Below are 24,023 nucleotides of genomic sequence, written 5' to 3'. Positions count from 1 at the left end.
CGGGACGCCTCCGGCCCGGTCGCCGGCGACGACACCGCCCGGCCCACGGCCTACTTGAGGCCGGCGGCGTCCATCCCGCGCAGTTCCTTCTTGAGGTCCTGGATCTCGTCGCGCAATCGACCGGCCAACTCGAACTGCAGCTCGCGTGCCGCGTTCATCATCTGATCGGTCAGTTCCTTGACCAGGTCCGCCAGCTCCGCCCGCGGCATCGACTTCACGTCCCGGCCCTCGTACACGCCCGCGCTGACCGCCCGGCCCGCCTCCCCCTGGGCACGGCGCCCGCGGCTCACGTTGCGTCCCGAGCCACCGACGTCGACGCCCGCGGCCGTGTCGTCGGCCTCCTCGTAGACCTGGTCGAGGATGTCGGCGATCTTCTTGCGCAGCGGCTGCGGATCGACCCCCATCTCCCGGTTGTAGGCGATCTGCTTCTCCCGGCGACGATCCGTCTCCTCGATGGCGTGGGCCATCGAATCGGTGATCTTGTCCGCATACATGTGCACCTGACCGGAGACGTTGCGCGCCGCGCGGCCGATGGTCTGGATCAGGCTCGTGGAGCTGCGCAGGAAGCCTTCCTTGTCGGCGTCGAGGATCGCGACCAGCGACACCTCCGGCAGGTCGAGGCCCTCGCGCAGCAGGTTGATGCCCACGAGCACGTCGTACTCCCCCAGCCGCAGCTGTCGGAGCAGCTCCACCCGGCGAAGTGTGTCGATGTCCGAGTGCAGGTACCGAACCCGGATCCCCAGCTCCAGCAGGTAGTCCGTGAGGTCCTCGGCCATCTTCTTGGTCAGGGTGGTCACCAGGACCCGCTCGTCCTTCTCGGTGCGTTCCCGGATCTCGTGCACCAGGTCGTCGATCTGGCCCTTGGTGGGCTTGACCACCACCTCCGGGTCGAGGAGGCCGGTGGGCCGGATGACCTGCTCGACGAACTCGCCTCCCGCCTGACCGAGCTCGTACTTGCCCGGCGTGGCCGACAGGTAGACGGTCTGCCCGATCCGCTGGGTGAACTCCTCCCAGGTGAGCGGTCGGTTGTCGGTGGCAGACGGAAGCCGGAACCCGAACTCGACGAGGTTGCGCTTGCGGGACATGTCGCCCTCGTACATCGCCCCGATCTGCGGAACGGTGACATGCGACTCGTCGATGACGAGCAGGAAATCCTCGGGGAAGTAGTCGATGAGCGTGGCGGGCGCCGTGCCCGCACCGCGGCCGTCGATGTGCCGCGAGTAGTTCTCGATCCCGGAGCAGAACCCGACCTGCTTGATCATCTCGATGTCGTAGTTGGTCCGCATCCGTAGCCGCTGCGCCTCGAGCAGCTTGCCCCGCCCCTCCAGGTCCGCGAGCCGCTCCTCCAGCTCCGCCTCGATGTCCTTGACCGCGCGCTCCATTCGCTCGGGACCGGCGACATAGTGGGTGGCCGGGAAGATCCGCACCGAATCGACCTGGCGGACCACATCGCCGGTGAGCGGGTGCAGGTAGTACAGCGCCTCGATCTCGTCGCCGAAGAACTCGATGCGAACCGCGAGCTCCTCGTATGACGGGATGATCTCCACCGTGTCCCCACGCACGCGGAACGAACCGCGAGTGAAGGACAGATCGTTGCGGTTGTACTGCACGTCGACCAGCAGGCGCAGCAGCGCGTCGCGGGGCACCTCCACGCCGACGTCGAGCTGGATCGACCGATCCAGGTAGGACTGCGGGGTACCGAGGCCGTAGATACACGACACCGACGCGACCACGACCACGTCACGACGCGACAGCAGGCTGGAGGTCGCGGAGTGGCGCAGGCGTTCGACGTCGTCGTTGATCGACGAGTCCTTCTCGATGTAGGTGTCCGTCTGCGCGATGTACGCCTCCGGCTGGTAGTAGTCGTAGTACGAGACGAAGTACTCGACGGCGTTGTGCGGCAGCATCTCACGCAGCTCGTTCGCGAGCTGCGCGGCGAGGGTCTTGTTCGGCGCCATCACCAGCGTCGGCCGTTGCAGCTTCTCGATCAGCCAGGCCGTCGTCGCCGACTTGCCGGTGCCGGTGGCACCGAGCAGCACCACGTTCTTCTCGTCCCCCCGGATCCGCCGCTCCAGTTCCGCGATGGCCGCGGGCTGGTCGCCGGCGGGCTGGTGCGGACTGACCACCTGGAACCGCCCGTCGGACCGCTCGATGTCCCCGACGGGCCGGAACTCGGAGTGCGCCACCACGGGATGCTCGGATGCGAAAGCCATGGATCCAGAGTAGGCCGGGGCACCGACATGCTCTCGGCATCCTCATCGGGAGCCCGTCCCGCCGGGTAGGTTCAACAGCCATGGACGGCGAAGTGCACGCCCCGAAGATTGAGTCCTTCTCCCTCGCGGACAAGACGAACACCGATCCGAAGGGCTTCGTTCGACCGGTGGATCACTACCGGCTCGAACCGTGGGGCCTGTACATGGCCAGGACCTCCGACCACGCGCACTTCCACTACCTGGAGTCCTGGCTCCTCCCGGCGCTCGGTCTGCGGGCGTCGATCTTCCACTACCACCCGTATCACGCGCGCGATCAGAACCACTACGTCGACATCGGTGAGTTCACCGTGGCGGACGGGGTGTGGCGATCCGAGGACCACTACCTCGACCTCGTGGTCCGGACCGGACGCGACACCGAGCTACTGGACGTGGACGAGCTGATCGCCGCGCACTCGGCCGGGCTGCTCGACGCCGCCACCACCGAGCGAGCGATCCACCGGGCGATGACCGCGGCGGACGGGATCGCCGCGCACGGTCACGACCTCGACGCCTGGCTCGCCTCGGTCGGGATGCCGATCACCTGGCGCTGACCGGGCGGGCAGGCCGATCGGCCGACCCTCAGGACGGCGACCGATCGGTCCGCTCGGCCCACTCCATCGACCGCCGGTACGCGGCGTCGAACCACGGGGTCTTCGCGTCCACGTATGCCGCGATGGCCTCGTCGTAGTCGGCCGCTCCCGCGGCACGATCCTGTGCCCTCCGCTTCACCTCGAGATACTCCGCGCGCGCCGCCGGGTCCGCACGCAGCCAGTCCCGGAACACCAGCGCGAACCGCTGCCCGGGCCAGCCGTCCACCCGAAGGTGGATGTTGACCGGACGGCCCGGGTCGGCGCCGCCGTGGAACCGCTTGTCCCACAGGGCCGGATCGGCCTCGCCGCCGATGGCGTAGTCCGGCTTCGGATCGTCACGGGTGATGGACTCGATCCGCGGGTATCCGGCCGCGGCCAGCGGGCCGGCCAGCGCGTCCGCCGCGGCCAGACTGTCGACGGTGATCTGCACGTCGATGACGTCCTTGGCGTCCAGGCCGGGAACCGAGGTCGAGCCGATGTGGTCGACACTCAGCGCCGTCGGTCCGCACGCCAACCGCAGGCGCTCGATCAGACGACGCGCCTGGTCCGGCCAGGACGGGTCGGCGGGCACGAGGGTCGGGTGGACCCGGACCACCGCTCCGGACCGCAGGTTCTCCTCGAAGGGCACCAGCCGCCGCTCCCAGAGCGCCTTCACCTCGGCATCGAGGCTCCCCGGCGGCCCACTGTTGTCCAGCCAGACGTCCGCCGCGGCCCGCCGCTGCTCGTCGGTGGCCTGCGCCGCCATGCGAGCCCTGGCGTCGTGCTCCGGCACATCGCGCAGCTCGACCAGGCGCCGCACCCGCTCCTCCGCGTCCACGTAGACGACGATCACGAGATTGAACAATGCGCCCATCCGGCCCTCGACGAGAAGCGGGATGTCCTGCACCACCACGGCATCCGCGGCGGCGGACTCGACGAGTTCGGTCGTGCGCCTGCCGATGAGCGGATGGACCACCGCGTTCAGGCGGGCCCGCGCGGCATCGTCGCCGAACACCCGGGCGGCCAGCGCAGGCCGATCCAATCGGCCGTCGGCTTGCAGGATCGATTCACCGAACTCCGCGACGAGCCCGGCCAGACCCTCGGTGCCCGGTTCCACCACCTCACGGGCCACCAGGTCACTGTCGACGACAACGGCACCGAGGTCCGTCAGGATCCTCGACACCGTGGACTTACCCGCTCCGATACCTCCAGTGAGGCCGATTCTCAACACGCGTACCAGTCTGACACCTGAACACGCCGAAGCACACCAGCCCCAAATGCACCAGGATTACCGATGACTCGGTATCCTACGGACTGACCCCCAGGCCACCCATCTCGAGAAAAAGGGAAATCCATGCAAAGCCACTACATCCTGCAGGGTCGGCACCGTCTGGGCATCGTCGACGGGGTGCATTGCATCTTGATTCCCGAGGTCGCTTCCGCGCTGGCCGAGCACCGTCGCAACTGGTTCACGCAGATGATCAGCCCCGCTCGCCACAGCTTCGCCACGATGCGCAAGCGCACCGCCGTCATGCAGAGCGCCTGGGCGCCTGCGGCCGTGAGCTGATCGGACTCCTCCAGATCCCACCAAAGACGAGTGACCCCGCCCGGATCCGGGCGGGGTCACTCGTCTTTGGTGCGTACGCAGATTCGAATGCGGTCGACGCCACCGCGTCCTACCGTTGGTGACATGACTGTCAAAGCCGACGATCTTCGACTGCTGTTGGACAGCTCCCTCTCGCAGCCGGCACTGGTGCTGGAGGAGGGCTCGATCAAGGTTCTCTCGGGAGACGAGGTGGCCAAGCGTTCGTCGTGGGTGATCGTCACCCTCGAGGACCTCGTCCGAGAACTACCGGATGGCGACAACCCCACCGAACACGACCTGGTGGAGAAGGCTGCCATGCTCGACGAACTCGCTTCCAGTCCGGGAGCCTGACCAGGAAGACAAAGCGACCCCGGTCCTTGGACAGGACCGGGGTCGCTCTGCGAGACCCGGCTAGCGGGTCATCGGATCACGCGTTGCCGGACAGCTTCTCGCGCAGTGCGGCGAGCTGTGCGTCGCTGGCGAGCGAGCCACCAGCGGACTCCGGAGCGGCACCGGCGGACTCGCCGGCCTCGGAGGATCCGGTCTCGGAGGAGTAGCCGGCGGCGGCGTTGGCGGCCTCGGCGGCCTCGTCCGCGGCGGTCTTCTCCATCTGAGCGGTGTGCATCTTGTGGCGACGCTCGGCCTCGGCGTAGCGGCCTTCCCACTCTTCACGCTGCTTGTCGAAGCCCTCGAGCCACTCGTTGGTCTCGGCGTCGAAGCCCTCGGGGAAGATGTAGTTGCCCTGCTCGTCGTACGAGTCGGCCATGCCGTACTTGGACGGATCGAACTCGGCGTTGTAGTCCTCGTTGGCCTGCTTCAGCGACAGCGAGATACGACGACGCTCGAGGTCGATGTCGATGACCTTGACGAGCGCATCGTCGCCGACGCCGACAACCTGGTCCGGAACCTCCACGTGGCGCTCGGCCAGCTCGGAGATGTGCACCAGGCCCTCGATGCCCTCCTCGACGCGGACGAAGGCGCCGAACGGAACGAGCTTGGTGACCTTGCCGGGCACGATCTGGCCGATGGCGTGGGTGCGGGCGAACTGACGCCACGGATCTTCCTGCGTCGCCTTGAGCGAGAGGGAGACGCGCTCGCGGTCCAGGTCGACGTCGAGAACCTCGACGGTGACCTCGTTGCCGACCTCGACGACCTCGGACGGGTGATCGATGTGCTTCCAGGACAGCTCGGAGACGTGCACGAGGCCGTCGACGCCGCCCAGGTCCACGAAGGCACCGAAGTTGACGATGGAGGACACGACGCCCTTGCGGACCTGGCCCTTCTGGAGCTGGTGCAGGAACTCGCTGCGGACCTCGGACTGGGTCTGCTCGAGCCAGGCGCGACGCGACAGGACCACGTTGTTGCGGTTCTTGTCGAGCTCGATGATCTTGGCCTCGATCTCCTTGCCGACATACGGCTGCAGATCGCGGACACGACGCATCTCGACCAGCGACGCGGGCAGGAAGCCACGGAGGCCGATGTCGAGGATCAGGCCGCCCTTGACGACCTCGATGACGGTGCCCTTGACGGCCTCGTCCTTCTCCTTGAGCTCCTCGATGGTGCCCCAGGCGCGCTCGTACTGTGCGCGCTTCTTCGACAGGATCAGTCGACCTTCCTTGTCCTCCTTGGTGAGAACAAGAGCCTCGACGGCGTCGCCGACGGAAACGACCTCATTGGGGTCGACATCGTGCTTGATCGAGAGCTCGCGGGAAGGGATGACGCCTTCGGTCTTGTAACCGATGTCGAGCAGGACCTCGTCACGGTCGACCTTGACGATGGTTCCCTCGACGATGTCACCATCGTTGAAGTACTTGATCGTGGCGTCGATGGCGGCGAGGAAATCCTCGGCGGAGCCAATGTCGTTGATGGCTACCTGCGGCGAGGTGACGGTGGTGGAGGGCATGTGTTGAGTTGCTCCGGACGGTTGGGTAGTCGGTTGATGGTGTTCTGTCAGACTCGCGAATCCCCACCGGCCGCGCCGAATCCGGCACCACCCGGCAGACACTCGCGTGGATTAGGGTACGCGACCTGTGGCGAGCTGGGCAAACCCGGGTGCGTCGGCGCAGACGGGAAACCCTACTGTGGACCCCATGCCCGGGGTCGACGAATGATGCAGCAGCGATGACACAGCAGAGCGGTCCGGACGACCGTCACGGCGAGGCCAACTCGATCCTCGGCACCAGCGGCGTGAGCCGCGACCGGCTCGACTCGGCGGACAGCGAGCGGGCCAGTCGTGCCTGGTGGGACGCCGACGCCGCCGACTACCACCGCACGCACGGCGAGTTCCTGGGTGTGGACTCGACGGGCGGCGAGTTCGTCTGGTGCCCGGAAGGCCTGCACGAGGGCGATGTGCACCTGCTCGGCGACGTCGCGGGCCGGGACGTGCTCGAGGTCGGCTGCGGCTCCGCGCCGTGCGCGCGCTGGCTCGCAGGCCAGGGCGCACGGGCGGTCGGGCTCGACCTGTCGATGGGCATGCTCGCCCGCGGCCGCGACGCGATGGCGAAGGGCGGGCCCCGGGTGCCCCTGGTCCAGGCCGGCGCGGAGTCGCTGCCGTTCGCGGACGCGAGCTTCGACATCGTCTGCTCCGCCTTCGGCGCGGTTCCCTTCGTCGCCGATTCGGCACTGGTGATGCGCGAGGTGGCCCGGGTGCTGCGCCCCGGCGGGCTGTGGGTGTTCGCGGTGAACCACCCGATCCGCTGGATCTTTCCCGACGACCCCGGCCCGACGGGCCTGACCGCGACGATGCCGTACTTCGACCGGACGCCCTACGTGGAGGTCGACGAGAACGGCACGCCGACCTATGTCGAGCACCACCGCACGATCGGCGACCGGGTGCGCGAGCTCGTCGCGGCGGGGCTCGAGGTGCGCGACATCGTCGAACCCGACTGGCCGGAGTGGCTGGATCGCGAATGGGGTCAGTGGAGTCCGCTGCGCGGCCAGATCTTCCCGGGCACCGCGATCTTCGTCAGCCGCAAACCCGACTGACCTCGCGCGGGTCAGTCGGGGTCGCGGGGCCTGCGGCCGGCCTCGTCGAGCGCCCGTCGCAGCGCGAACTCCAGCTGCGCGTTGACGCTGCGCAGGTCGTCGGCCGCCCACTTGGCGATAGCGTCGTAGACCGCGGGGTCCAGCCGCAGCAGCACCTTCTTGCGCTCGGCCATGGGATCAGGAGTACAGCGAGCCCGCGTTGACGACGGGCTGGGTGGCCTTGTCCCCACACAGGACCACCAGCAGGTTGGACACCATGTTCGCCTTGCGCTCCTCGTCGAGCTCGACGACGCCCTGCTCGCCGAGCCTCTCGAGCGCGAGGCCGACCATCCCGACGGCTCCCTCGACGATCATCGTGCGGGCCGCGACCACCTGGGCCGCCTGCTGGCGCACCAGCATCGCCTGCGCGATCTCCGGCGCGTACGCGAGATGGGTGATGCGCGCCTCGATCACCTCGACACCGGCCAGGTCGGTCCGGTCCCTGAGCTCGGCGGTGAGCTCGGCCGCCACCTCGGTGCCGTCGCGCAGGCTCGTGTCCTGTGCCCGGTCCGAGTCGTAGGGATGCGTGGTGGCCAGGTGCCGGACCGCCGCCTCGGACTGGATCGCGACGTACTCCTCGTAGTCGTCGACCGCGAAGGACGCCTTGCCGCTGTCGACGACCTTGTAGACGACCACGGCGGCGATCTCGACCGGATTGCCCGCCGCGTCGTTGACCTTCAGCTTCGAGGTCTCGAAGTTGCGCACCCGCAGGGTGACCCGGCGCTTGGTGGTCAGCGGCACCACCCACTGGAACCCGGCATCGGAGACCGATCCGACGTAGCGGCCGAAGAACTGGACGACCCGGGCCTCGTTCGGGTTGATCACCGTGAAGCCGGTCGCGAGGAGCACGACCGCCACCGCGAGCACGATCGCCGCCACGGCCCCCGCGATGCCCACGAACGCCGCCGCCGCGGCCACCGCCGCGAGCATCGCCAGCCCGAGCAGCACCGCGAACCCGTTCAACCGAAACGCCCGACGCTCCATGTCACCCACCTCTTGTCCGCTATCAAAGTGATATCACAATGATAGCGCGCCGTCGGGTGGGTGCACTACAGGAGCTTGGACAGGAACAGCTTGGTCCGATCGTGCTGCGGGTTGGCCAGCATCTCCCTCGGGCTGCCGGACTCCACGACCACGCCACCGTCCATGAACACCAGTTGATCGGCGACCTCGCGGGCGAATCCCATCTCGTGGGTCACCACCACCATGGTCATCCCCTCTTGGGCGAGGTTCTTCATCACCCCGAGCACCTCCCCCACCAGCTCCGGGTCCAGTGCGGAGGTCGGCTCGTCGAACAGCATCAGCTTCGGGTCCATCGCCAGCGCCCGCGCGATGGCCACCCGCTGTTGCTGACCACCGGACAGCTGCGCCGGGTAGGCGTCCGCCTTCTCGCTCAGCCCGACCTGATCGAGGAGGTCGCGGGCGCGTTCGACGGCGTCCTTTTTGCGGACCTTCTTCACCTGCGTCGGCGCCTCGATGATGTTCTCGAGCGCGGTGCGGTGCGGGAACAGGTTGAAGTGCTGGAACACCATGCCGATGTCGCGGCGCTGCAGCGACGCGGCCCGCGGGTGCAGCTCGTAGAGCTTGCCGCCGCGCTCGGAGTATCCGACCAGGTCGCCGTCGACGTACAGCCGACCCGCGTTGACCTGTTCGAGGTGGTTGATGCAGCGCAGGAAGGTCGACTTCCCGGACCCGGACGGCCCGACCAGGCACATGACCTGACCGCGCCCGACCTCCAGCGACACGCCGCGCAGCACCTTCAGCGCACCGAAGTTCTTGCAGACCCGCTCCGCCTTCACCATCGGGGTCATCGTCGTTCGCCTCCTGGTGTGTCGGGCAGGGTGTCGGGCGGCGGCATGATCACGACCGGCTTGCCCTGGGCGTCGGCGAGCGCCTGCAGCTGACGAGCGGTGAGCGTGCGCGAGAGGCCCCGCGAGTAGTACCGCTCCAGGTAGAACTGCCCGATCATCAGGATGCTGGTGATCGCCAGGTACCAGGTCGCGGCCACCAGCAGCAGCGGGATCGGCTGGAAGTTCACGGCCGCGATGTCCCGCTGGCGGCCGAAGAGCTCGAGGCTGTACGGCACTGCGATGACCAGCGAGGTGGTCTTGAGCATGCTGATCAGCTCGTTGCCGGTCGGCGGGATGATCACCCGCATCGCCTGCGGTAGCACCGTCCGGCGCATGGTCTGCGACCACGACATGCCCAACGCGGTGGACGCCTCGGTCTGCCCCTCACTGACCGAGCTGACGCCCGCCCGGACGATCTCGGCCATGTAGGCGGCCTCGTTGAGCCCGAGCCCGATGATCGCGAACAGGAACGCCGCCTCGATGCCCTGCAGCTCGATGTGCACGAACTGGTGCACGAACGGAATGCCCAGGTCCAGCGTCTTGTAGATGGACGGGAACAGGCCCCAGAGCACCAGCTGCACGTACACCGGGGTGCCCCGGAACACCCACAGGTAGACCCACGCGGACGTCCGCAGCACCGGGTTGGGCGACAGCCGCATCACGGCGAGCAGGACGCCGAGCACCACCGCCAGCGCCATCGACAGCACCGTCAGCTCGATGGTCTTCCACGCTGCCGCGGAGATCCGTCGGTCGAACAGGTACCGGCCGTAGACATCCCAGCTGAACGCGGAATTCGTCGCGGCGCCGTACACGAACAGCCCCAGCAGGATCACGACGACCGCGGCGGCGATCCAGCGCCCTGGCCTGCGCAGCGGAATCGCCTTGATCGCTTCCGGTTCCGCGGACCCACCTCTCGCGGGGTCGGCGCTCTCACTCACTGCTGGCATCGGTCTCCACCTTCCCCGGCTCAGCCGGCCGCCCCGTTGACCTGCGACTGCGTGATCGTCCCCGACCCGACTCCCCAGCTGTCCGCGATCTGCTGATACTGGCCGCCGTCGATGAGGTGCTGCATGGCCCGCTGCAACGCGGGCGCCAACGGCGACCCCTTTGCGAGCGGCCAGCCGTACGGCGCCGAATCGAACACCTCACCGGCCGCCTCCAGCCGTCCACCGCTGCGCTTGATGGCGTACGCGGTCACCGGCGAGTCGGCCGAGAGTGCGTCCACCCGGCCGAGGATCAACGCGTTGGCGGCGTCGTCCTGGCTGTCGAACTTCAGCTTCTTGATCGGCGGCCTGCCCGCGGCCACGCAGGCCTCGCTCTTCGCGGGCACCTCGTCGATGTCCTCGGTCGTGGTGGTCTGCACGCCGACCCGGAGCCCGCAGGCGTTGTTCGGGTCCACCGGCTCACCGGCCCGCTGCGCCCATTGGATGCCCGCGCGGTAGTAGGTGACGAAGTCGACCGCCTCCTCGCGCTCCTTCGTGTCGGTGAAGGAGGACATGCCGATGTTGTAGGTGCCCGCCTGCACGGCCGGGATGATCTTGTCGAAGTCCGCCTGCTTGTAGTCGACGGTCAGCCCGAGGACCTTGCCGACGGCGTTGAGCAGGTCCACGTCGAAGCCGACGATGTTGCCGTCCTCGTCCTTGAACTCGTTGGGCGCATAGGGGACATTCGTCCCGACGATCAGCCGACCGGACGAGGCGACTTCCGGCGGCAGGGCCGCCGCGATCTCGTCGACCCGATCGACGTGCACTTCCTCTGTGACCGGAACCATGCCCTCGGTGTTGGTCACGCACGAGGACAGGGACAGCGCGAGGAGCAGCACCCCGACGGCCGCACCGATACCCCTGGCTCGCCTGGGTGATCGGCGGCGGTCCCTGGCAGGCGCCGCGGAGCTCGACTCCCATCGAGTTGCCACCAGGAAAGACTACTGGGCGGCGGCGTCCCCTGGCCCGATCATCGCCGAAGTACCCGGGCCGTCACCGTTTCGGCGAACTCCGCGGTCGACGCCAGCCCGCCCAGGTCCGCGGTCGCGACGCCGGCCTCGAGGGTGTTCGCCACCGCCAGCTGGATCCGCTCCGCGGCCTGCCCGAGCGCCGGATCCCCGCCGCGGCCACTCAACCACTCGAACAGCATCGCGGTCGAGAGAATCATCGCCGTCGGATTGGCCCGGTTGCGGCCCGCGATGTCGGGGGCGGCGCCGTGCGCCGCCTGCGCCATCGCCTTTGTCTCGGACGCGTTGAGCGACGGCGCGGTGCCGAGTGAACCGGACAGCTCCCCCGCCAGGTCCGAGAGGATGTCTCCGAACATGTTCTCGGTGACCACGACGTCGAACTCCTCACCCCGCCGCACCAGGTGTGCGGCCATCGCGTCGACGTGCTCGCTGCGCACCTCGACACCCGGGTACTGCTCCCCGACCTCGTGGCACACGTCGCGGAACAGCCCCGTCGTCAGGGCCAGCACGTTCGCCTTGTGCACCACCGTGACCCGTCCGCGGCGCCGAGAGGCGAGCTCGAACGCAGCGTGTGCGATCCGCTCGCTGGCCCGTCTGGTGACCACACCGACGGCCATCGCCACGTCCGGCGTCGGCATGAACTCGCCACTGCCCGTGAACATGTTGCGGTCCGCGTAGAAACCCTCGGTGTTCTCACGGACGATCACGAGGTCCATCTCGGGCGACACCGCGCGTACCCCGGCAAACGCGCGCGCGGGCCTGATGTTGGCGAACAGGTCGAATCGCTTGCGGATGGTTCCACCGGGCGTCAGCTGCCCGCGAAAGGGTTCCGGGTAGGAGGCACTGTCGTGTGGGCCGAGCACCCAACCGTCGAGCTCGGCGAGCGCCACCAGGGTCGATTCCGGCATCGGCGTGCCGTGCGTGCCGATGGCGTCGAGGCCCACGTCGAGCGGCACCCACGTCACCGGTGTCCCGCCGACGGCGGAGACGGCGGCGTCCGCGATCCGCTGCGCCGCGGGCACGATCTCGTGTCCGATCCCGTCGCCCACCAGCAGTCCGATGGGGGTTGACTCCGGTGTCGTTGCGCGAGTCGGGTTCACCGGACCATCATTGCTCACCATGGTGCAGTCCGTGGAGTTGTTACTCGACGACGCGCTCGACGACGCGATCCGCCGGGAGTGGGAGCAACTGTCGGTCGCCGGGCTGCCCTGCGTGAACGCGCACCGCGCCGATGCGATCCGCCCGCACATCACCCTCGCGGTCGCCCAGCACCTCGACCCCGAGGTGGAGCTCGAGCTGCAGGAGGGGCTGGTCGCCCCCGACCTGCACCTATCGCTGGGAGGGTTGGTCGTCTTCGGCGGGCGGCGGATGGTCCTGGCGCACCTGGTGGTTCCCACTTCGGGCCTGCTCTCCTTGCAGCGCACCGTCTTTCGCCTCATGCATACGAGCGCGGGCATCCCGGGCCACACCCGGCCGGGTGACTGGACCCCGCACATCACCCTGGCCCGGCGGATGGTCCCGGAACAGATCGGCGAGGCGATGCGGGCCCTGTCCCCGAGCCAACGAGCCGGGCGCGCGGCCGGGATCCGGCGGTGGGACGGCGATGCAAAGCGGGAGTGGCGGATAGCCTGAGTGCCGCCCCGGCGGCGCGCCGCCGGGAAGAATCGGACACCTGGCCGCGTTGAACCCGGTCGACACGCCTTTACGAGAGGATTCGGATGCCCACGCAGACCCTGACCCAGCAGAATTTCGACGAAGTCATCGGCGGGAACGACGTCGTCCTCGTCGACTTCTGGGCTTCCTGGTGCGGACCGTGCCGCAGCTTCGCCCCGACCTTCGAGGCCTCCTCCGACCAGCATCCCGACGTGGTGCACGCGAAGGTCGACACCGAGGCCGAGCAGGGACTCGCGGCCGCGGCCAACATCCGCTCGATCCCGACCATCATGGCGTTCCGCGAGGGCATCCTGGTCTTTTCCCAGCCCGGCGCGCTGCCCCCCGCCGCGCTCGAGGATCTGGTGACCCAGGTCAAGGCGCTGGACATGGACAAGGTCCGCGAGCAGGTCGCGGCTGCGCAGGACTGAGCGTCGGGCCGTGTCAGAGCGGCAGCGTCGTCTCCGCCAATCCGGCGGGGGCACCCCGGCGCCTGAACCACTCCTGACCGAACGCGGCCCGCAGCTGCTCCTCCGGCATCTGCAGGAACGGCCCGAAATCGCCGACCTGCGTCGCGTGGGCGTGCATCGCGGCACGCTTCGCGCTCATTGCGGCACTGACGTCCACGACGGTGGTGATGTCCTCGTCCGGCAGGCCGAAGGTGTCGAGATCCGGGGGCTGGGCATCCTCCGACCATTCCGGGTTCGCCGCCATCAGCCGACGGATGTGATCACGGCTGACCGCCGCCTCGTAGACGTGCGGCACACCGGCGATCTCCGCGGCGCGCACACCCACGTGGTGCACCTGGACGTGGTCCGGATGCCCGTAGCCGCCGTTCGGGTCGTACACGGTGACCACGTCCGCGGACTCCTCGACGAGGACCGCGGCGAGGCGCGCCGCGGCCTCCTCCACATCCGCGTTGCAGAATGCCGCCGGGTTCGCGTTCTCGGCGCTCCCCGCCATCCCGGAGTCGGCGTAGTGCAGCAGCACCACGCGGTGTGCGCCGAGCACGCTGGTGGACTCCTCCAGCTCGCGGCGCCTGCGGTCGGCGAGTGATTCGCCCTCCGCGAGCAGTCCCTCCGGGACCTCCCCGAGGGCGCCGTCGGTCGCGGTCACGACGACGACGCGGTGGCCGGCGTCGGCCGCCTGCCGCATCACGCCGCCGGTGGTGAACACCTCGTCGTCAGGGTGGGCGTGGAAGCAGACGAGCACACTCATGCGACGAATGCTGCCACAGCTCGCACCTCCGGACGCGACGGCGGTGCCGGGAAGCGCGGAGTCGGGTCCACCCGGCGGCCGGATCCCGGAATCAGAAGGCCGGGAACCACTGGGTCAGCCGCAGCGCCAGCCAGGGACGCCGACCGCCGCGGATCAAGACGCCCCTGCGTGCTGCGGCCAACACACCGATCCGCTGGTAGAGGCTGAGCAGCAAACCCGGAGCCGGCCCCCCGATGACGACGTCGGGGCGGACACCCGCGCGCCGAGCCTCCTCGACACCGCATCGGCCGTGATCGATCGCCAGCACCTGGGGGTCACCGCCCGGCACCCGGAATTCGACCCTCGCGACGACGCCTGCGGTGCGCGCCGGATCGACAAACCCCGGGGCGACCTGGAAGACCCCGTTGAGGATCAGCACCGCGTCGCGGTCGTCGAGAGGCCACGGCCTCCCCGCAGCCATGGCGATGTCGTACCCGTGGATCAGCAGCTCCCCCAGCATGTTGCCCCAGCCGCCGTAACCGTCGATGGTGCCGCCGCAATGAAACGGGTACACCCCGTCCATGTCCATGTCCTGGAGGGCGAACCTCCCCCATTCCGTGCGCAACTCCTCGAGCACCTGCCCGTGCGAGACCGCGGCGAGGGCGCGAAGCTCGGCATCGTTCTGCTCGTGCAGGCCCGCCACACTCGAGCTGAGCCCCTGGCGACTGGTCAGGTCGCGGTCGTTGTAGCGACGAAACACCGTCAGCACGTGGGTGGCGACGTCGGCCGCCGACCACGCTCCATCGCCCACCCGAATGTCCGCGGGGGTCGCCGAGGAGAGGTCCAGGAAGCGACTGAAGGCGACACCGCAGCGGTCGGCCAGCTCCTCCCGAGTGGTCCTGGTCAGGCTCATGGTGACCTCCGAACTCCGATCAGTGCGCCGCCGCGTCCCAGCTCCGTCCCGTTCCGACCGAAACCTCCAGCGGCACAGACAATTCGATCGCGCCCGCCATCTTCTCCCGGACCAGCGCCTCGACCCGGTCACGCTCGGACTCGACCACCTCGAGCACCAGCTCGTCGTGGACCTGGAGCAGCATCCGGGACCGCAGCCCCGAGTCGGCCAGTGCCCCCTGCACGTCGATCATCGCGACCTTGATGATATCGGCAGCGGTGCCCTGGATCGGGGCGTTGAGCGCGGCGCGTTCGGCCACCTCACGGCGCTGACGGTTGTCGCTGTTCAGGTCCGGCAGGTAGCGGCGCCTGCCGAACAGGGTGGAGGTGTAGCCGTCCTTGCGGGCCTGCTCGACCACCTCGCGGAGGTAGTCGCGGACCCCGCCGAAGCGGGCGAAGTAGGCGTCCATCTGCCCCTTCGCCTCCTCGGTGGAGATCTTCAGCTGCGACGCGAGGCCGAAGGCGCTCAGGCCGTAGGCCAAGCCGTACGACATCGCCTTCACTCGGCGACGCAACTCGGCGGTGACCTCCTCGATCGGCACGCCGAACGCACGCGAGCCCACGAAGCTGTGCAGGTCCTCGCCGGTGTTGAACGCCTCGATCAGGCCCTCGTCCCCGGACAGGTGCGCCATGATCCGCATCTCGATCTGGCTGTAGTCGGCGGTCAGCAGGTAGTCGTAGCCCTCGCCGACGACGAAGCCGTCGCGGATCTCGCGACCCGCGTCGGTGCGGACCGGGATGTTCTGCAGGTTCGGTTCGGTGGAGGAGAGCCGGCCGGTGGCCGCCACCGTCTGGTTGAACGTGGTGTGGATCCGGCCGTCGTCGGCGACGGACTTGAGCAGGCCGTCCACCGTCACCTTGAGCCGGGTCGCGTCGCGGTGCGCGAGCAGGTGTTCGAGGAAGGGATGCTCGGTCTTCTCGAACAGCGCCTCGAGCGCGGCCGCGTCGGTGGTGTACCCGGTCTTGGTCTTCTTCGTCTTCGGCATGTCGAGGTCCTCGAACAGCACCACCTGCAGCTGCTTCGGCGAGCCCAGGTTGATCTGCTTGCCGATCACCTCGTACGCCGAGTCGGCGGCCAGGTTGATCGCCTCGGCGAACCGAGTCTGCAGGTCGTGCAGGTGCGTTGTGTCGACGGCGATGCCGGTGTGCTCGATGTCCGCGAGCACGCCGAGCAGCGGGAGTTCCATCTCGGTGAGCAGGCGGGCGGACTCGATGTCGGCGAGCTCCTCGTCCAGCGCCGCGGCCAGATCCACCACCGCCCTGGCCCGCAGGATCTCGCCCTCGGCGACGGCGGCGTCCGCCTGGTCCTCCTCGTCGAGCAGCGAGAGCTGCGCCTCGCCCGAGTCCTCGACCCGCAACTCGCGCTTGAGGTACCGCAGCGACAGATCGTCGAGGTTGAAGCTTCGCTGCCCCGGCCGGACCAGGTACGCCGCGAGGGCGGTGTCGCTGGTCAGCCCGGCGAGCACCCAGCCGCGGCCGCGGAGTGCATGCATCGCCACCTTGGCCTCGTGCAGGGCCTTCGGCTCGCTCGCGTCGGAAAGCCAGGCGGCGAGCGCCTTCTCGTCCTCGGGGCTCGCGGTGGCCGTGACGATGTACGCACCCTCCCCGTCCGAGGCCGCGATCGCGACCGCGCTGGCGTCGCCGCCGTACGGGTGCTTCGAACCGACCACCGACAGCCCGTGCCGCTGCCCGGTGCGGGCGTGCTCGGCCAGCCAGTCCGCCACCTCGCCCGGCGCCAGCGCACCCCCGCGAACCTCGAAGCCCTCCTCGGCCTCCGGCTCGGCGGAGGAGAGGGTGTCGAACAGCCGGTCCCGCAGGACGCGGAACTCGAGGTCGTCGAAGAGCATGTGGATCCGGTCCCGGTCCCACGGCGCCAGCACCAGCTGATCCGGCGTGTACGGCAGCGGCACGTCGCGGACCATCTCGGTGAGCCGGCGGTTGAGGATCACGCTGCCCAGGTTCTCGCGCAGCGCGTCGCCCACCTTGCCGCGGACCTTGTCGACGTGCAGCACCAGCTCGTCGAACGAGCCGTACTCCCGGATCCACTTCGCCGCGGTCTTCTCCCCGACGCCGGGGATACCGGGCAGGTTGTCGCTCGGGTCGCCGCGCAGGGCGGCGTAGTCCGGGTACTGGCTCGGGGTCAGGCCGTACTTGGACTCGACCTCTTCCGGCGTGAACCGGGTGAGCTCGGAGACGCCCTTCTTCGGGTACAGGACGGTGACGTCCGGGGTCACCAACTGCAGGGCGTCCCGGTCGCCGGTGCACACCAGCACCCGATAGCCCAGCTCGGTGGCCTGGGTGGTGAGGGTGGCGATGATGTCGTCGGCCTCGAAACCGGCCTCGGCCATCACCGGGATGCCCAGCGCGCCGAGCACGTCCTTGGTGATCTCCACCTGCCCCTTGAACTCGTCCGGGGTCTTGCTGCGGTTCGCCTTGTACTCCGGGAAGGCCTCCGCCCGGAACGTCTGCCGGGAGACGTCGAAGGCGGCCGCCACGTGTGTCGGCTGCTCGTCACGCAGCAGGTTGATCAGCATCGAGGTGAACCCGTACACCGCGTTGGTGGTCTGACCGCTGTGGGTCTTGAAGTTCTCGGCGGGCAGCGCGAAGAACGCCCGATAGGCCAGGGAATGGCCGTCGAGCAGCAACAGCGTCGGCTTGTCGGCGGTTGCGGCGCCGTCGGGGCGGGCGGAGGACCGTTGATCGGTTGCTGGGCTCACCGCACTGAGTCTAGGGACGTGGACCGACACCCGGGAACCAACCCGACCACCGCTACCCCACCCCGAGGTAGGCGTGCTTGATCGCGGGATCGGCGAGCAGCGCCTTGCCGGTCCCGGTCTTGGTCACCTCGCCGGTCTCCAGGATGTAGGCCCGATCGGTCCGGGTGAGCGCCTGCTGCGCGTTCTGCTCGACCAGCAGGATCGTGGTGCCCTGCGCGTTGATCTCCGCGATGATCCGGAAGATCTGCTGGATCACCATGGGCGCCAACCCCATCGACGGCTCGTCGAGCATCAGCAGGCGCGGCCTCGACATGAGGGAGCGGCCGATGGCCAGCATCTGCTGCTCGCCACCGGACATGGTGCCGCCGACCTGGGTGCGGCGCTCCTCGAGCCGCGGAAACAGCTCGAACACCCAGCCCAGGCGCTCCTGGTACGCCGCCTTGGTATCGAATTTGCGTGCATAACAACCCATGTCGAGGTTCTCCTGCACGGTCATGCCGGGAAACACGCCGCGACCCTCCGGCGCCTGCACCATGCCGCGTTTGACCCGTTCGTGCGCCTTCAGGTGCGTGATGTCCTCTCCGTCGAACACGATCTTGCCGCGGGTCAGCGGAAGCAGCCCGGACAGCGCTCGCATCGTGGTGGACTTGCCCGCCCCGTTCGCGCCGAGCAGCGTCACCAGCTCACCGCGCTCGACGCGCAGCGAGACCCCGTGCAGCGCCTGGATACGTCCGTAGTTCACCGCGACGTCGGTCACCTCGAGCAGCGGTCCCTCGGCGGTCGCGACCGTACCGGTCGACTCGCCCGGTTCCGGCTTCCTATGCGATGGCATCGTCGGGTACCCCCAGGTAGGCGGCGATCACGGCCGGGTTCTCGCGGATCGCGGCCGGCAGGTCATCGGCGATCTTCTTGCCGAACTCGAGCACCACGATGCGGTCGGTGACACCCATCACCACGCGCATGTCGTGCTCGATCAGCAGCACCGTGAACCCGTCCTCGCGGATCTTGCGGATCAGGTCCATCAGTGCGGACTTCTCGCTCGGGTTGAACCCGGCGGCCGGCTCGTCGAGGCACAGCAGCTTCGGCTCGGTGGCCAGCGCCCGCGCGATCTCCAGCCGGCGCTGGTCGCCATAGGACAGGTTCTTCGCCTTCTCCACCGCCCGCGGCGCGATCCCGACGAACTCCAGCAGGGCCATCCCCCGCTCCACCGCGTCGTGTTCCTCCCGGCGATGGCGCGCCGTCCGGAAGATCGCGCCCGGTACCGAGGTCCGGTGCCGGGCGTCGGTACCGACGACCACGTTCTCGAGCGCGGTCATCTCGCCGAACAACCGGATGTTCTGGAAGGTGCGCGCGATACCCAGCCTGGTGATCTCGTTGCGCTTGGTCTTGGCGAGCGGTTTGCCGTCGAACATCACCCGCCCCGAGGACGGCTTGTAGACGCCGGTGATGGCGTTGAAGCAGGTCGTCTTGCCGGCCCCGTTGGGGCCGATCATGCCGAGGATCTCGCCGCGCCGGATCTCGAACGACACGTCGTCGAGCGCGACCAGGCCACCGAACCGCACGGTCAGGCCCTCAGTCCTCAGCAGCGCCTCGCCCTCGGCGGTCTGGATCTCGCGTTGCGGGGCAACGGCTTCGGCGACCGCCTCCGGGTTGCCGAGCGCGGGGTCGATCGCGGCCACGTCGACCACGCCCGCAGTCGGCACGTCCACCTCAGGGGCAAGGTCCGCGGCCATGTCCTCGTTGTCGAACAGGGCATCGCCTGCTCCCGGTCCCGCCGTCATCTGCCGACCTCCGTCGTCGCTGCGGTCGCCTCATTGGGTCTACGTACAGCCTGGTAGATCTGTCTGCTGTACGCCAGTAGCTTCGCCCGCGCCGGGAACAGGCCCTGCGGGCGGAAGATCATCAACACCACCAACGCGAGGCCGAAGAACAGGTACTTGTAGTCGCCGAGCGACTGACCGCCGACCTCGATCGACATCGCGCGGTTCGGCAGGTAGACGATGATGAACGCGCCGACGATGACGCCGAGCTTGTTGCCCTGCCCGCCGATGACCACGGCGCACAGGAACAGCATCGAGTTGATGACGTTGAACCCGGTCGGGTTGATGAACTGGACCTGGCCGGCGTAGAGCGCACCGGACAGGCCGCCGATCGAGGCGCCGATCATGAACGCCCACAGCTTGAACTTGAAGGTGGGCACACCCATGATCTCGGCGGCGTCCTCGTCCTCGCGGATCGCGACCCAGGCGCGGCCGACCCGACTGCGCTCGAGGTTGCCGACGAGCAGCAGCACGGCGATCACCATCGCCATACCGACCCAGAACCACCACACGCCGGAGTTGATGTTGCCGCCGGAGTTACCCACCGAGAAGACGCCGAAGGGCTTGTCCTCCGACTCGCCGAGGTGCGGGTACGCGATCTGTGAGAGGCCCTGGCCGCCCCTGGTGACATCGCTGAGGTTGTCGGCGAGCAGCCGGACGATCTCGCCGAAGCCGAGGGTGACGATGGCCAGGTAGTCCCCGCGCAGCCGCAGCGTCGGGGTGCCCAGTATCAGGCCGCTGAACGCCGTGATGGCCACGGCGATGGGCAGACAGGACAGCCAGGCCCAGTCCTCGGAGAAGAAGCCGCTGGCCGTCATCTTGTTCCACGGGCTGTTCGGGCTGGTGAGCAGGGCGACCGTGTAGGCGCCGACGGCGTAGAAGCCGACATAGCCGAGGTCGAGCAGCCCGGCCTGGCCGACCACCACGTTGAGGCCGACGGCGATCAGCGCGTACATGGCGAACTGGGCCATCACGCCACCGAAATCGGTGCCGGGGGTGTCCAGGAACGGGGGCCGCCACACCGGCAGGATCGCGATCAGCGCGATGAACGGCACCCCGACCAGCCACTGCATCGGCCGGGCCAGCCCGTTCCACCAGCTCCGGATCGCGTCACCGACACCGTGTTTGTCGCGTGGAGGCCCCTTGAGCAGATCGGTCGGGTCGGGCTGCGCCGCAGCCGGATTCTCGGTACTCATACCCGCGCCCTCCCCAGGCTCTCACCGAGGATCCCGGTGGGCCTGAACATCAGCACGACGACCAGCAGCACGAACGCGACCACGTCCCGCCACTCGGTGCCGAACACCACCTGACCGTAGTTCTCCATCACGCCGAGGAGCAGACCGCCGAGCAGCGCCCCGCGCAGATTGCCGATGCCGCCGAGCACGGCCGCGGAGAACGCCTTGATCCCGAGGATGAACCCGCCGTTGAAGATGATCCCCGACGGGATCTTCAGCGTGTACAGCAGCGCCGCCGCGCCCGCCAGGATGCCGCCGAGCAGGAATGTCAGCATGATCACCCGTTCGCGTGAGATGCCCATCAGCGTCGCGGTATCGGGGTCCTGGGCGACCGCCCGGATTCCGCGACCGAACTTGGTGCGGTTGATGACGATGTCCGTGAGCACGGTCAGCAGCAGTGCGGCCACGATGATCACGATCGTCACATTGCTCACCGAGGCGCCGAAGATGCTGAAAACCTCGACCGGCTGGACCAGCTTGATGGGCTGCTGCGCATTGGTGCCACCGAGCCCGGGCCAGATCTTCGGCAGCACGTAGTGCACGAATTCCTGTAGCACGAACGACATTCCGATCGCGGTGATGAGGAAGACGAGCGGTTTGGCCCCGCGTCTGCGCAGTGGCCGGTATGCCACCCTTTCGAGCCCGACGGCCGCGCCGCCGGAGACCGCCATGCCGAACAGCATCGCCAGACCGAGAAACACGACGGTCATGACGACGCCCTCGTTGTACACGTTTCCGCTCGGCGTGAAGCCCATCAGTTCGAGCGCCACGTACTGCCCGAACATGCCGAGCATGAAGATCTCGGAGTGCGCGAAGTTGATCAGCCGCAGCACGCCGTAGACGAGGGTGTAGCCGATCGCGACCAGCGCGTAGATGGCTCCATAGCTCAGGCCGTCGATGGTCAGCTGCCAGAAGCTCTTGTAGAGGCCCTCGATGTTGAAGTCGATGTTGCCTGCGTAGAGGGTTGCCGAGGCTGCGAGGGAGGTCGCGATCATCCGGTCACTTTCGAAGGTCGGGAGGCTACTGGCGCCCGGACAACGCAGCCGGGACCTGCACTCGAGCAGGCACCCGGCTGCGGGATCCGTTCTCTCAGTTGACCTTGTAGATCTGGATCAGGGCATTGGACAGTTCGCCCTTGTCGTTCCACTGGTACTTCTTGCCCACACCCTGACCGTCGTAGCCCTTGACGAACTCGAGCATCCCGGCGCGGTCCTTCACGCCGGAGTCGATCGCCTTGAGCATGATCGTGGTGAGGTCGTAGCCCTCGACCGAGTAGATGCCCGGCGCCTGACCGTTGAGGGCCTCGTACTCGTCGGCCAGCGCCTCGGGAGCCGGGACGCACGGGCAGGTGAGGATGGCGTCCTGCGCGGACGAACCGGCCTGATCGACGAACTGCTGATCGTTGGTCCCGTCACCGGAGGTGAAGGTCGCGGTGACGCCGCCCTCGCGCAGCTGGGTCACGAAGGGGGCCGCCTCGGCGTAGTAACCCGAGTACCAGACCGCATCGGGAGACTCGCCCTTGATCTGCGACACGGCGGCCGAGAAGTCCTTCTGGCCGGTCTTCACACTGGCCGAACACGCGGGATCCGCAGCGGCGCCAAGGGTTTCGGTGACGACCTTGGCCAGGCCGACACCATAGTCGGAGTCGTCTTGCACCACGCAGACCTTGTCGGCGCCGAGCGTGCCGGTGAGGTACTTGGCGACGACGGAGCCCTGACTGTTGTCATTGCCGAGGCCACGGAAGAAGTTGGTCCAGCCGTTCTCGGTCAGCGTGGGGTTCGTGGCCGATGCGGTGAGGAACGGCAGTCCGCTCTGGTTGAAGATCGGGCCGGTCGCCTTCGTCTCGCCGGAGAACGCCGGTCCGAGGAGCCCGATGATGGACTGGTCGGTGACGATGTTCGGCGCGACCTGGGTGGCCTTCTGCGGGTCGCCCTCGGTGTCGAACTGAGTTATCTCGACCTGGCAGTTCGGGTTGGCCTTGTTGTGCTTGTCGAGCGCGAGCTTCGCCCCATAGAGGATGTTCTGTCCGAGGGCGGCGTTGGGGCCGGTGAGCGCGCCCGCCATCGCGAGGGTGACGCCCGAGCAGGTGGCGTTGCCGTCGCCGGCGGGATCGGCCGCGTCGGTGACATCCACACTCGCCACCTCCGCACCTTGGGGGTCGAGCAGGACCTGCGGCTGGATGCTCAGGCCCGAGGAGTCACCCGTTCCGCCACTGTCGGACGATCCGTTCTCAGTGGACTTGCTGCTACAGCCCGCGACGGCTAGCGCTGCGGCGACTCCAACGATCAACGCGCCTCTCGCTGTACGACGGTGCACGTCCCACCTCCGAAATCTGTGCTCCCCGGACAATTCCGGAGGGGCCGACCGCCAGCCCGGACCAAAACATAACCGCGCGGCAATGCCCGTGCATCACATTGAAGTAGTTCGCCACCCAGCCGTAATTTTGTAACGCTAACTAGTCGCACGTCCTGGAATGGACGTAAGACACGGAAAGCGCAGGTGAAGGCCGTACTGATGAGGTTCACACAATTTCGTCACCGAATGCAGAAACTGCGTAACAGCATTCCGAAACACGTCGTTAGCGCAATGGTTACGGCGCGCCTCCGACTATTTCGAGTCGAGCGTCTCGATCACGACCTGGGCGACGGCTTTCATCGACGTCCGGCCGTCCATTGCCGCGCGCTGGATCCAGGAGAACGCCTCCGGCTCGGTCAATGACTGCGACCGCATCAACACGCCCTTGGCCCGCTCGATCAGCTTGCGTGACTCCAGCCGATCGGCGAGCGTCGCGACCTCCCGTTCGAGGGCCGAGATCTCGGCGAACCGGCTCGCGGCCAGTTCGACGGCCGGTACCAGGTCAGCCTTCGAGAACGGCTTGACCAGATATGCCATCGCGCCGGCGTCGCGGGCCCGCTCGACGAGCTCGCGTTGACTGAAGGCGGTCAGGATCACCACCGGCGCAATGCGCTTGGACGCGATCTCCGACGCGGCGTCGATCCCGTCGCGGCGCGGCATCTTGACGTCCATGATCACCAGGTCCGGCTTGAGCTCCTCCGCCAGCTCGACCGCGCGCTGGCCGTCGCCGGCCTCGCCGACCACGTCGTAACCCTCCTCGCGGAGCATCTCGACCAGGTCCATCCGGATGAGTGTCTCGTCCTCGGCGACCACCACGCGGCGGGCAGCGGCAGCCTCACCCTGCGCGGCAGGAGCGTTTGTCATCAC

24 protein-coding genes are annotated in these 24,023 nt (G+C 68.1%); 6 read left to right on the top strand and 18 right to left on the bottom strand.

The features are described 5' to 3' along the window. Positions 1–50 precede the first annotated feature (50 nt). Positions 51–2,213 (bottom strand): excinuclease ABC subunit UvrB, encoded by a 2,163-nt coding sequence (gene uvrB, locus ACFQS9_RS13905; RefSeq protein WP_378405588.1) that lies wholly within the window; start codon positions 2,211–2,213, stop codon positions 51–53. 80 nt (positions 2,214–2,293) lie between these two features. On the opposite strand from uvrB, the gene ACFQS9_RS13900 reads away from it, so the two are divergent. Next, complete coding sequence (locus ACFQS9_RS13900; RefSeq protein ID WP_378405586.1) at positions 2,294–2,803, top strand: ribonuclease FAU-1 family protein; 510 nt, start codon at positions 2,294–2,296, stop codon at positions 2,801–2,803. A gap of 28 nt (positions 2,804–2,831) precedes the next feature. Here the strand turns inward: ACFQS9_RS13900 and coaE are convergent, their stop codons facing one another. After that, positions 2,832–4,052 carry a dephospho-CoA kinase gene (coaE, locus tag ACFQS9_RS13895; RefSeq protein WP_378405584.1) on the bottom strand — a complete coding sequence of 407 codons (1,221 nt, stop codon included), beginning with the start codon at positions 4,050–4,052 and terminating at the stop codon, positions 2,832–2,834. Positions 4,053–4,175: 123 nt separating this feature from the next. Between coaE and ACFQS9_RS13890 the strand changes: the two genes are divergently transcribed. Both ACFQS9_RS13890 and ACFQS9_RS13885 read left to right on the top strand, forming a co-directional pair. Then, positions 4,176–4,388, top strand: a complete 213-nt coding sequence (locus tag ACFQS9_RS13890) for a hypothetical protein (protein WP_378405582.1) — start codon at positions 4,176–4,178, stop codon at positions 4,386–4,388. Positions 4,389–4,511: 123 nt separating this feature from the next. After that, positions 4,512–4,757 (top strand): hypothetical protein, encoded by a 246-nt coding sequence (locus tag ACFQS9_RS13885; RefSeq protein WP_378405580.1) that lies wholly within the window; start codon positions 4,512–4,514, stop codon positions 4,755–4,757. Between the two features lie 76 nt (positions 4,758–4,833). Here the strand turns inward: ACFQS9_RS13885 and rpsA are convergent, their stop codons facing one another. Beyond that, entirely contained in the window at positions 4,834–6,309 is a 1,476-nt protein-coding gene (gene rpsA, locus ACFQS9_RS13880) for a 30S ribosomal protein S1 (protein WP_378405578.1), read from the bottom strand. A gap of 218 nt (positions 6,310–6,527) precedes the next feature. On the opposite strand from rpsA, the gene ACFQS9_RS13875 reads away from it, so the two are divergent. Beyond that, on the top strand, positions 6,528–7,391 hold the full coding sequence (locus tag ACFQS9_RS13875; protein WP_378405576.1) for a class I SAM-dependent methyltransferase: 864 nt from the start codon (positions 6,528–6,530) through the stop codon (positions 7,389–7,391). A gap of 11 nt (positions 7,392–7,402) precedes the next feature. Here ACFQS9_RS13875 and ACFQS9_RS13870 read toward each other — a convergent pair whose 3' ends face one another. The 6 genes from ACFQS9_RS13870 to ACFQS9_RS13845 form a co-directional block, all read right to left on the bottom strand. Continuing rightward, entirely contained in the window at positions 7,403–7,564 is a 162-nt protein-coding gene (locus tag ACFQS9_RS13870; RefSeq protein WP_378405574.1) for a type II toxin-antitoxin system antitoxin, read from the bottom strand. Positions 7,565–7,568: 4 nt separating this feature from the next. After that, positions 7,569–8,414: an SPFH domain-containing protein gene (locus ACFQS9_RS13865; RefSeq protein WP_378405572.1), complete on the bottom strand. Its 846-nt coding sequence runs from the start codon at positions 8,412–8,414 to the stop codon at positions 7,569–7,571. Between the two features lie 65 nt (positions 8,415–8,479). Further along, on the bottom strand, positions 8,480–9,241 hold the full coding sequence (locus ACFQS9_RS13860; protein WP_378405570.1) for an amino acid ABC transporter ATP-binding protein: 762 nt from the start codon (positions 9,239–9,241) through the stop codon (positions 8,480–8,482). Further along, on the bottom strand, positions 9,238–10,227 hold the full coding sequence (locus tag ACFQS9_RS13855) for an amino acid ABC transporter permease (RefSeq protein ID WP_378405568.1): 990 nt from the start codon (positions 10,225–10,227) through the stop codon (positions 9,238–9,240). Before ACFQS9_RS13855 ends, ACFQS9_RS13860 begins: the two co-directional genes overlap by 4 nt. A 20-nt stretch (positions 10,228–10,247) precedes the next feature. Next, entirely contained in the window at positions 10,248–11,051 is an 804-nt protein-coding gene (locus ACFQS9_RS13850; RefSeq protein WP_378405662.1) for an ABC transporter substrate-binding protein, read from the bottom strand. Between the two features lie 182 nt (positions 11,052–11,233). Continuing rightward, positions 11,234–12,352: an isocitrate/isopropylmalate dehydrogenase family protein gene (locus ACFQS9_RS13845; protein WP_378405566.1), complete on the bottom strand. Its 1,119-nt coding sequence runs from the start codon at positions 12,350–12,352 to the stop codon at positions 11,234–11,236. Between ACFQS9_RS13845 and ACFQS9_RS13840 the strand changes: the two genes are divergently transcribed. Beyond that, entirely contained in the window at positions 12,351–12,863 is a 513-nt protein-coding gene (locus ACFQS9_RS13840) for a 2'-5' RNA ligase family protein (RefSeq protein ID WP_378405564.1), read from the top strand. The two genes, ACFQS9_RS13845 and ACFQS9_RS13840, sit on opposite strands and share 2 nt — an antisense overlap. An 86-nt stretch (positions 12,864–12,949) precedes the next feature. Then, on the top strand, positions 12,950–13,312 hold the full coding sequence (gene trxA / locus ACFQS9_RS13835; RefSeq protein WP_378405562.1) for a thioredoxin: 363 nt from the start codon (positions 12,950–12,952) through the stop codon (positions 13,310–13,312). A gap of 13 nt (positions 13,313–13,325) precedes the next feature. On the opposite strand, the gene ACFQS9_RS13830 is transcribed toward trxA, so the two are convergent. The 9 genes from ACFQS9_RS13830 to ACFQS9_RS13790 form a co-directional block, all read right to left on the bottom strand. Then, entirely contained in the window at positions 13,326–14,099 is a 774-nt protein-coding gene (locus ACFQS9_RS13830; RefSeq protein ID WP_378405560.1) for a PIG-L family deacetylase, read from the bottom strand. Positions 14,100–14,190: 91 nt separating this feature from the next. After that, positions 14,191–14,991 carry a hypothetical protein gene (locus ACFQS9_RS13825; protein ID WP_378405558.1) on the bottom strand — a complete coding sequence of 267 codons (801 nt, stop codon included), beginning with the start codon at positions 14,989–14,991 and terminating at the stop codon, positions 14,191–14,193. A gap of 19 nt (positions 14,992–15,010) precedes the next feature. Further along, positions 15,011–17,746 (bottom strand): DNA polymerase I, encoded by a 2,736-nt coding sequence (gene polA / locus ACFQS9_RS13820; RefSeq protein WP_378405556.1) that lies wholly within the window; start codon positions 17,744–17,746, stop codon positions 15,011–15,013. A 52-nt stretch (positions 17,747–17,798) separates the two neighbouring features. Continuing rightward, on the bottom strand, positions 17,799–18,578 hold the full coding sequence (locus ACFQS9_RS13815; RefSeq protein WP_378405554.1) for an ABC transporter ATP-binding protein: 780 nt from the start codon (positions 18,576–18,578) through the stop codon (positions 17,799–17,801). Beyond that, positions 18,565–19,527: an ABC transporter ATP-binding protein gene (locus tag ACFQS9_RS13810; RefSeq protein ID WP_378405552.1), complete on the bottom strand. Its 963-nt coding sequence runs from the start codon at positions 19,525–19,527 to the stop codon at positions 18,565–18,567. Before ACFQS9_RS13810 ends, ACFQS9_RS13815 begins: the two co-directional genes overlap by 14 nt. After that, positions 19,524–20,762, bottom strand: a complete 1,239-nt coding sequence (locus ACFQS9_RS13805) for a branched-chain amino acid ABC transporter permease (RefSeq protein WP_378405550.1) — start codon at positions 20,760–20,762, stop codon at positions 19,524–19,526. Before ACFQS9_RS13805 ends, ACFQS9_RS13810 begins: the two co-directional genes overlap by 4 nt. Then, positions 20,759–21,796 (bottom strand): branched-chain amino acid ABC transporter permease, encoded by a 1,038-nt coding sequence (locus ACFQS9_RS13800; protein WP_378405548.1) that lies wholly within the window; start codon positions 21,794–21,796, stop codon positions 20,759–20,761. The genes ACFQS9_RS13805 and ACFQS9_RS13800 overlap by 4 nt, the downstream gene beginning before the upstream one ends. Positions 21,797–21,890: 94 nt before the next feature. Continuing rightward, a complete protein-coding gene (locus ACFQS9_RS13795) occupies positions 21,891–23,117 on the bottom strand; it encodes a branched-chain amino acid ABC transporter substrate-binding protein (protein WP_378405547.1) in 1,227 nt (408 codons plus the stop codon). A gap of 291 nt (positions 23,118–23,408) precedes the next feature. Further along, entirely contained in the window at positions 23,409–24,020 is a 612-nt protein-coding gene (locus ACFQS9_RS13790; RefSeq protein ID WP_378405545.1) for an ANTAR domain-containing response regulator, read from the bottom strand. Positions 24,021–24,023: the final 3 nt, after the last annotated feature.

Source organism: Rhodococcus daqingensis, from assembly GCF_042665615.1.
GTDB classification, from domain to species: Bacteria; Actinomycetota; Actinomycetes; order Mycobacteriales; family Mycobacteriaceae; genus Rhodococcus_G; species Rhodococcus_G daqingensis.
Note: the sequence above shows the minus strand (reverse complement) of the source record. Positions and strands in the feature narration are given on the sequence as shown.

Coding starts and splice junctions, on each gene's coding strand:
- uvrB (WP_378405588.1), bottom strand. CDS start 2,213: ATGGCTTTCGCATCCGAGCATCCCGTGGTGGCGCACTCCGAGTTCCGG.
- ACFQS9_RS13900 (WP_378405586.1), top strand. CDS start 2,294: ATGGACGGCGAAGTGCACGCCCCGAAGATTGAGTCCTTCTCCCTCGCG.
- ACFQS9_RS13890 (WP_378405582.1), top strand. CDS start 4,176: ATGCAAAGCCACTACATCCTGCAGGGTCGGCACCGTCTGGGCATCGTC.
- ACFQS9_RS13885 (WP_378405580.1), top strand. CDS start 4,512: ATGACTGTCAAAGCCGACGATCTTCGACTGCTGTTGGACAGCTCCCTC.
- rpsA (WP_378405578.1), bottom strand. CDS start 6,309: ATGCCCTCCACCACCGTCACCTCGCCGCAGGTAGCCATCAACGACATT.
- ACFQS9_RS13875 (WP_378405576.1), top strand. CDS start 6,528: ATGACACAGCAGAGCGGTCCGGACGACCGTCACGGCGAGGCCAACTCG.
- ACFQS9_RS13870 (WP_378405574.1), bottom strand. CDS start 7,564: ATGGCCGAGCGCAAGAAGGTGCTGCTGCGGCTGGACCCCGCGGTCTAC.
- ACFQS9_RS13865 (WP_378405572.1), bottom strand. CDS start 8,414: ATGGAGCGTCGGGCGTTTCGGTTGAACGGGTTCGCGGTGCTGCTCGGG.
- ACFQS9_RS13860 (WP_378405570.1), bottom strand. CDS start 9,241: ATGACCCCGATGGTGAAGGCGGAGCGGGTCTGCAAGAACTTCGGTGCG.
- ACFQS9_RS13855 (WP_378405568.1), bottom strand. CDS start 10,227: ATGCCAGCAGTGAGTGAGAGCGCCGACCCCGCGAGAGGTGGGTCCGCG.
- ACFQS9_RS13850 (WP_378405662.1), bottom strand. CDS start 11,051: ATGGTTCCGGTCACAGAGGAAGTGCACGTCGATCGGGTCGACGAGATC.
- ACFQS9_RS13840 (WP_378405564.1), top strand. CDS start 12,351: ATGGTGCAGTCCGTGGAGTTGTTACTCGACGACGCGCTCGACGACGCG.
- ACFQS9_RS13845 (WP_378405566.1), bottom strand. CDS start 12,352: ATGGTGAGCAATGATGGTCCGGTGAACCCGACTCGCGCAACGACACCG.
- trxA (WP_378405562.1), top strand. CDS start 12,950: ATGCCCACGCAGACCCTGACCCAGCAGAATTTCGACGAAGTCATCGGC.
- ACFQS9_RS13830 (WP_378405560.1), bottom strand. CDS start 14,099: ATGAGTGTGCTCGTCTGCTTCCACGCCCACCCTGACGACGAGGTGTTC.
- ACFQS9_RS13825 (WP_378405558.1), bottom strand. CDS start 14,991: ATGAGCCTGACCAGGACCACTCGGGAGGAGCTGGCCGACCGCTGCGGT.
- ACFQS9_RS13815 (WP_378405554.1), bottom strand. CDS start 18,578: ATGCCATCGCATAGGAAGCCGGAACCGGGCGAGTCGACCGGTACGGTC.
- ACFQS9_RS13810 (WP_378405552.1), bottom strand. CDS start 19,527: ATGACGGCGGGACCGGGAGCAGGCGATGCCCTGTTCGACAACGAGGAC.
- ACFQS9_RS13805 (WP_378405550.1), bottom strand. CDS start 20,762: ATGAGTACCGAGAATCCGGCTGCGGCGCAGCCCGACCCGACCGATCTG.
- ACFQS9_RS13800 (WP_378405548.1), bottom strand. CDS start 21,796: ATGATCGCGACCTCCCTCGCAGCCTCGGCAACCCTCTACGCAGGCAAC.
- ACFQS9_RS13790 (WP_378405545.1), bottom strand. CDS start 24,020: ATGACAAACGCTCCTGCCGCGCAGGGTGAGGCTGCCGCTGCCCGCCGC.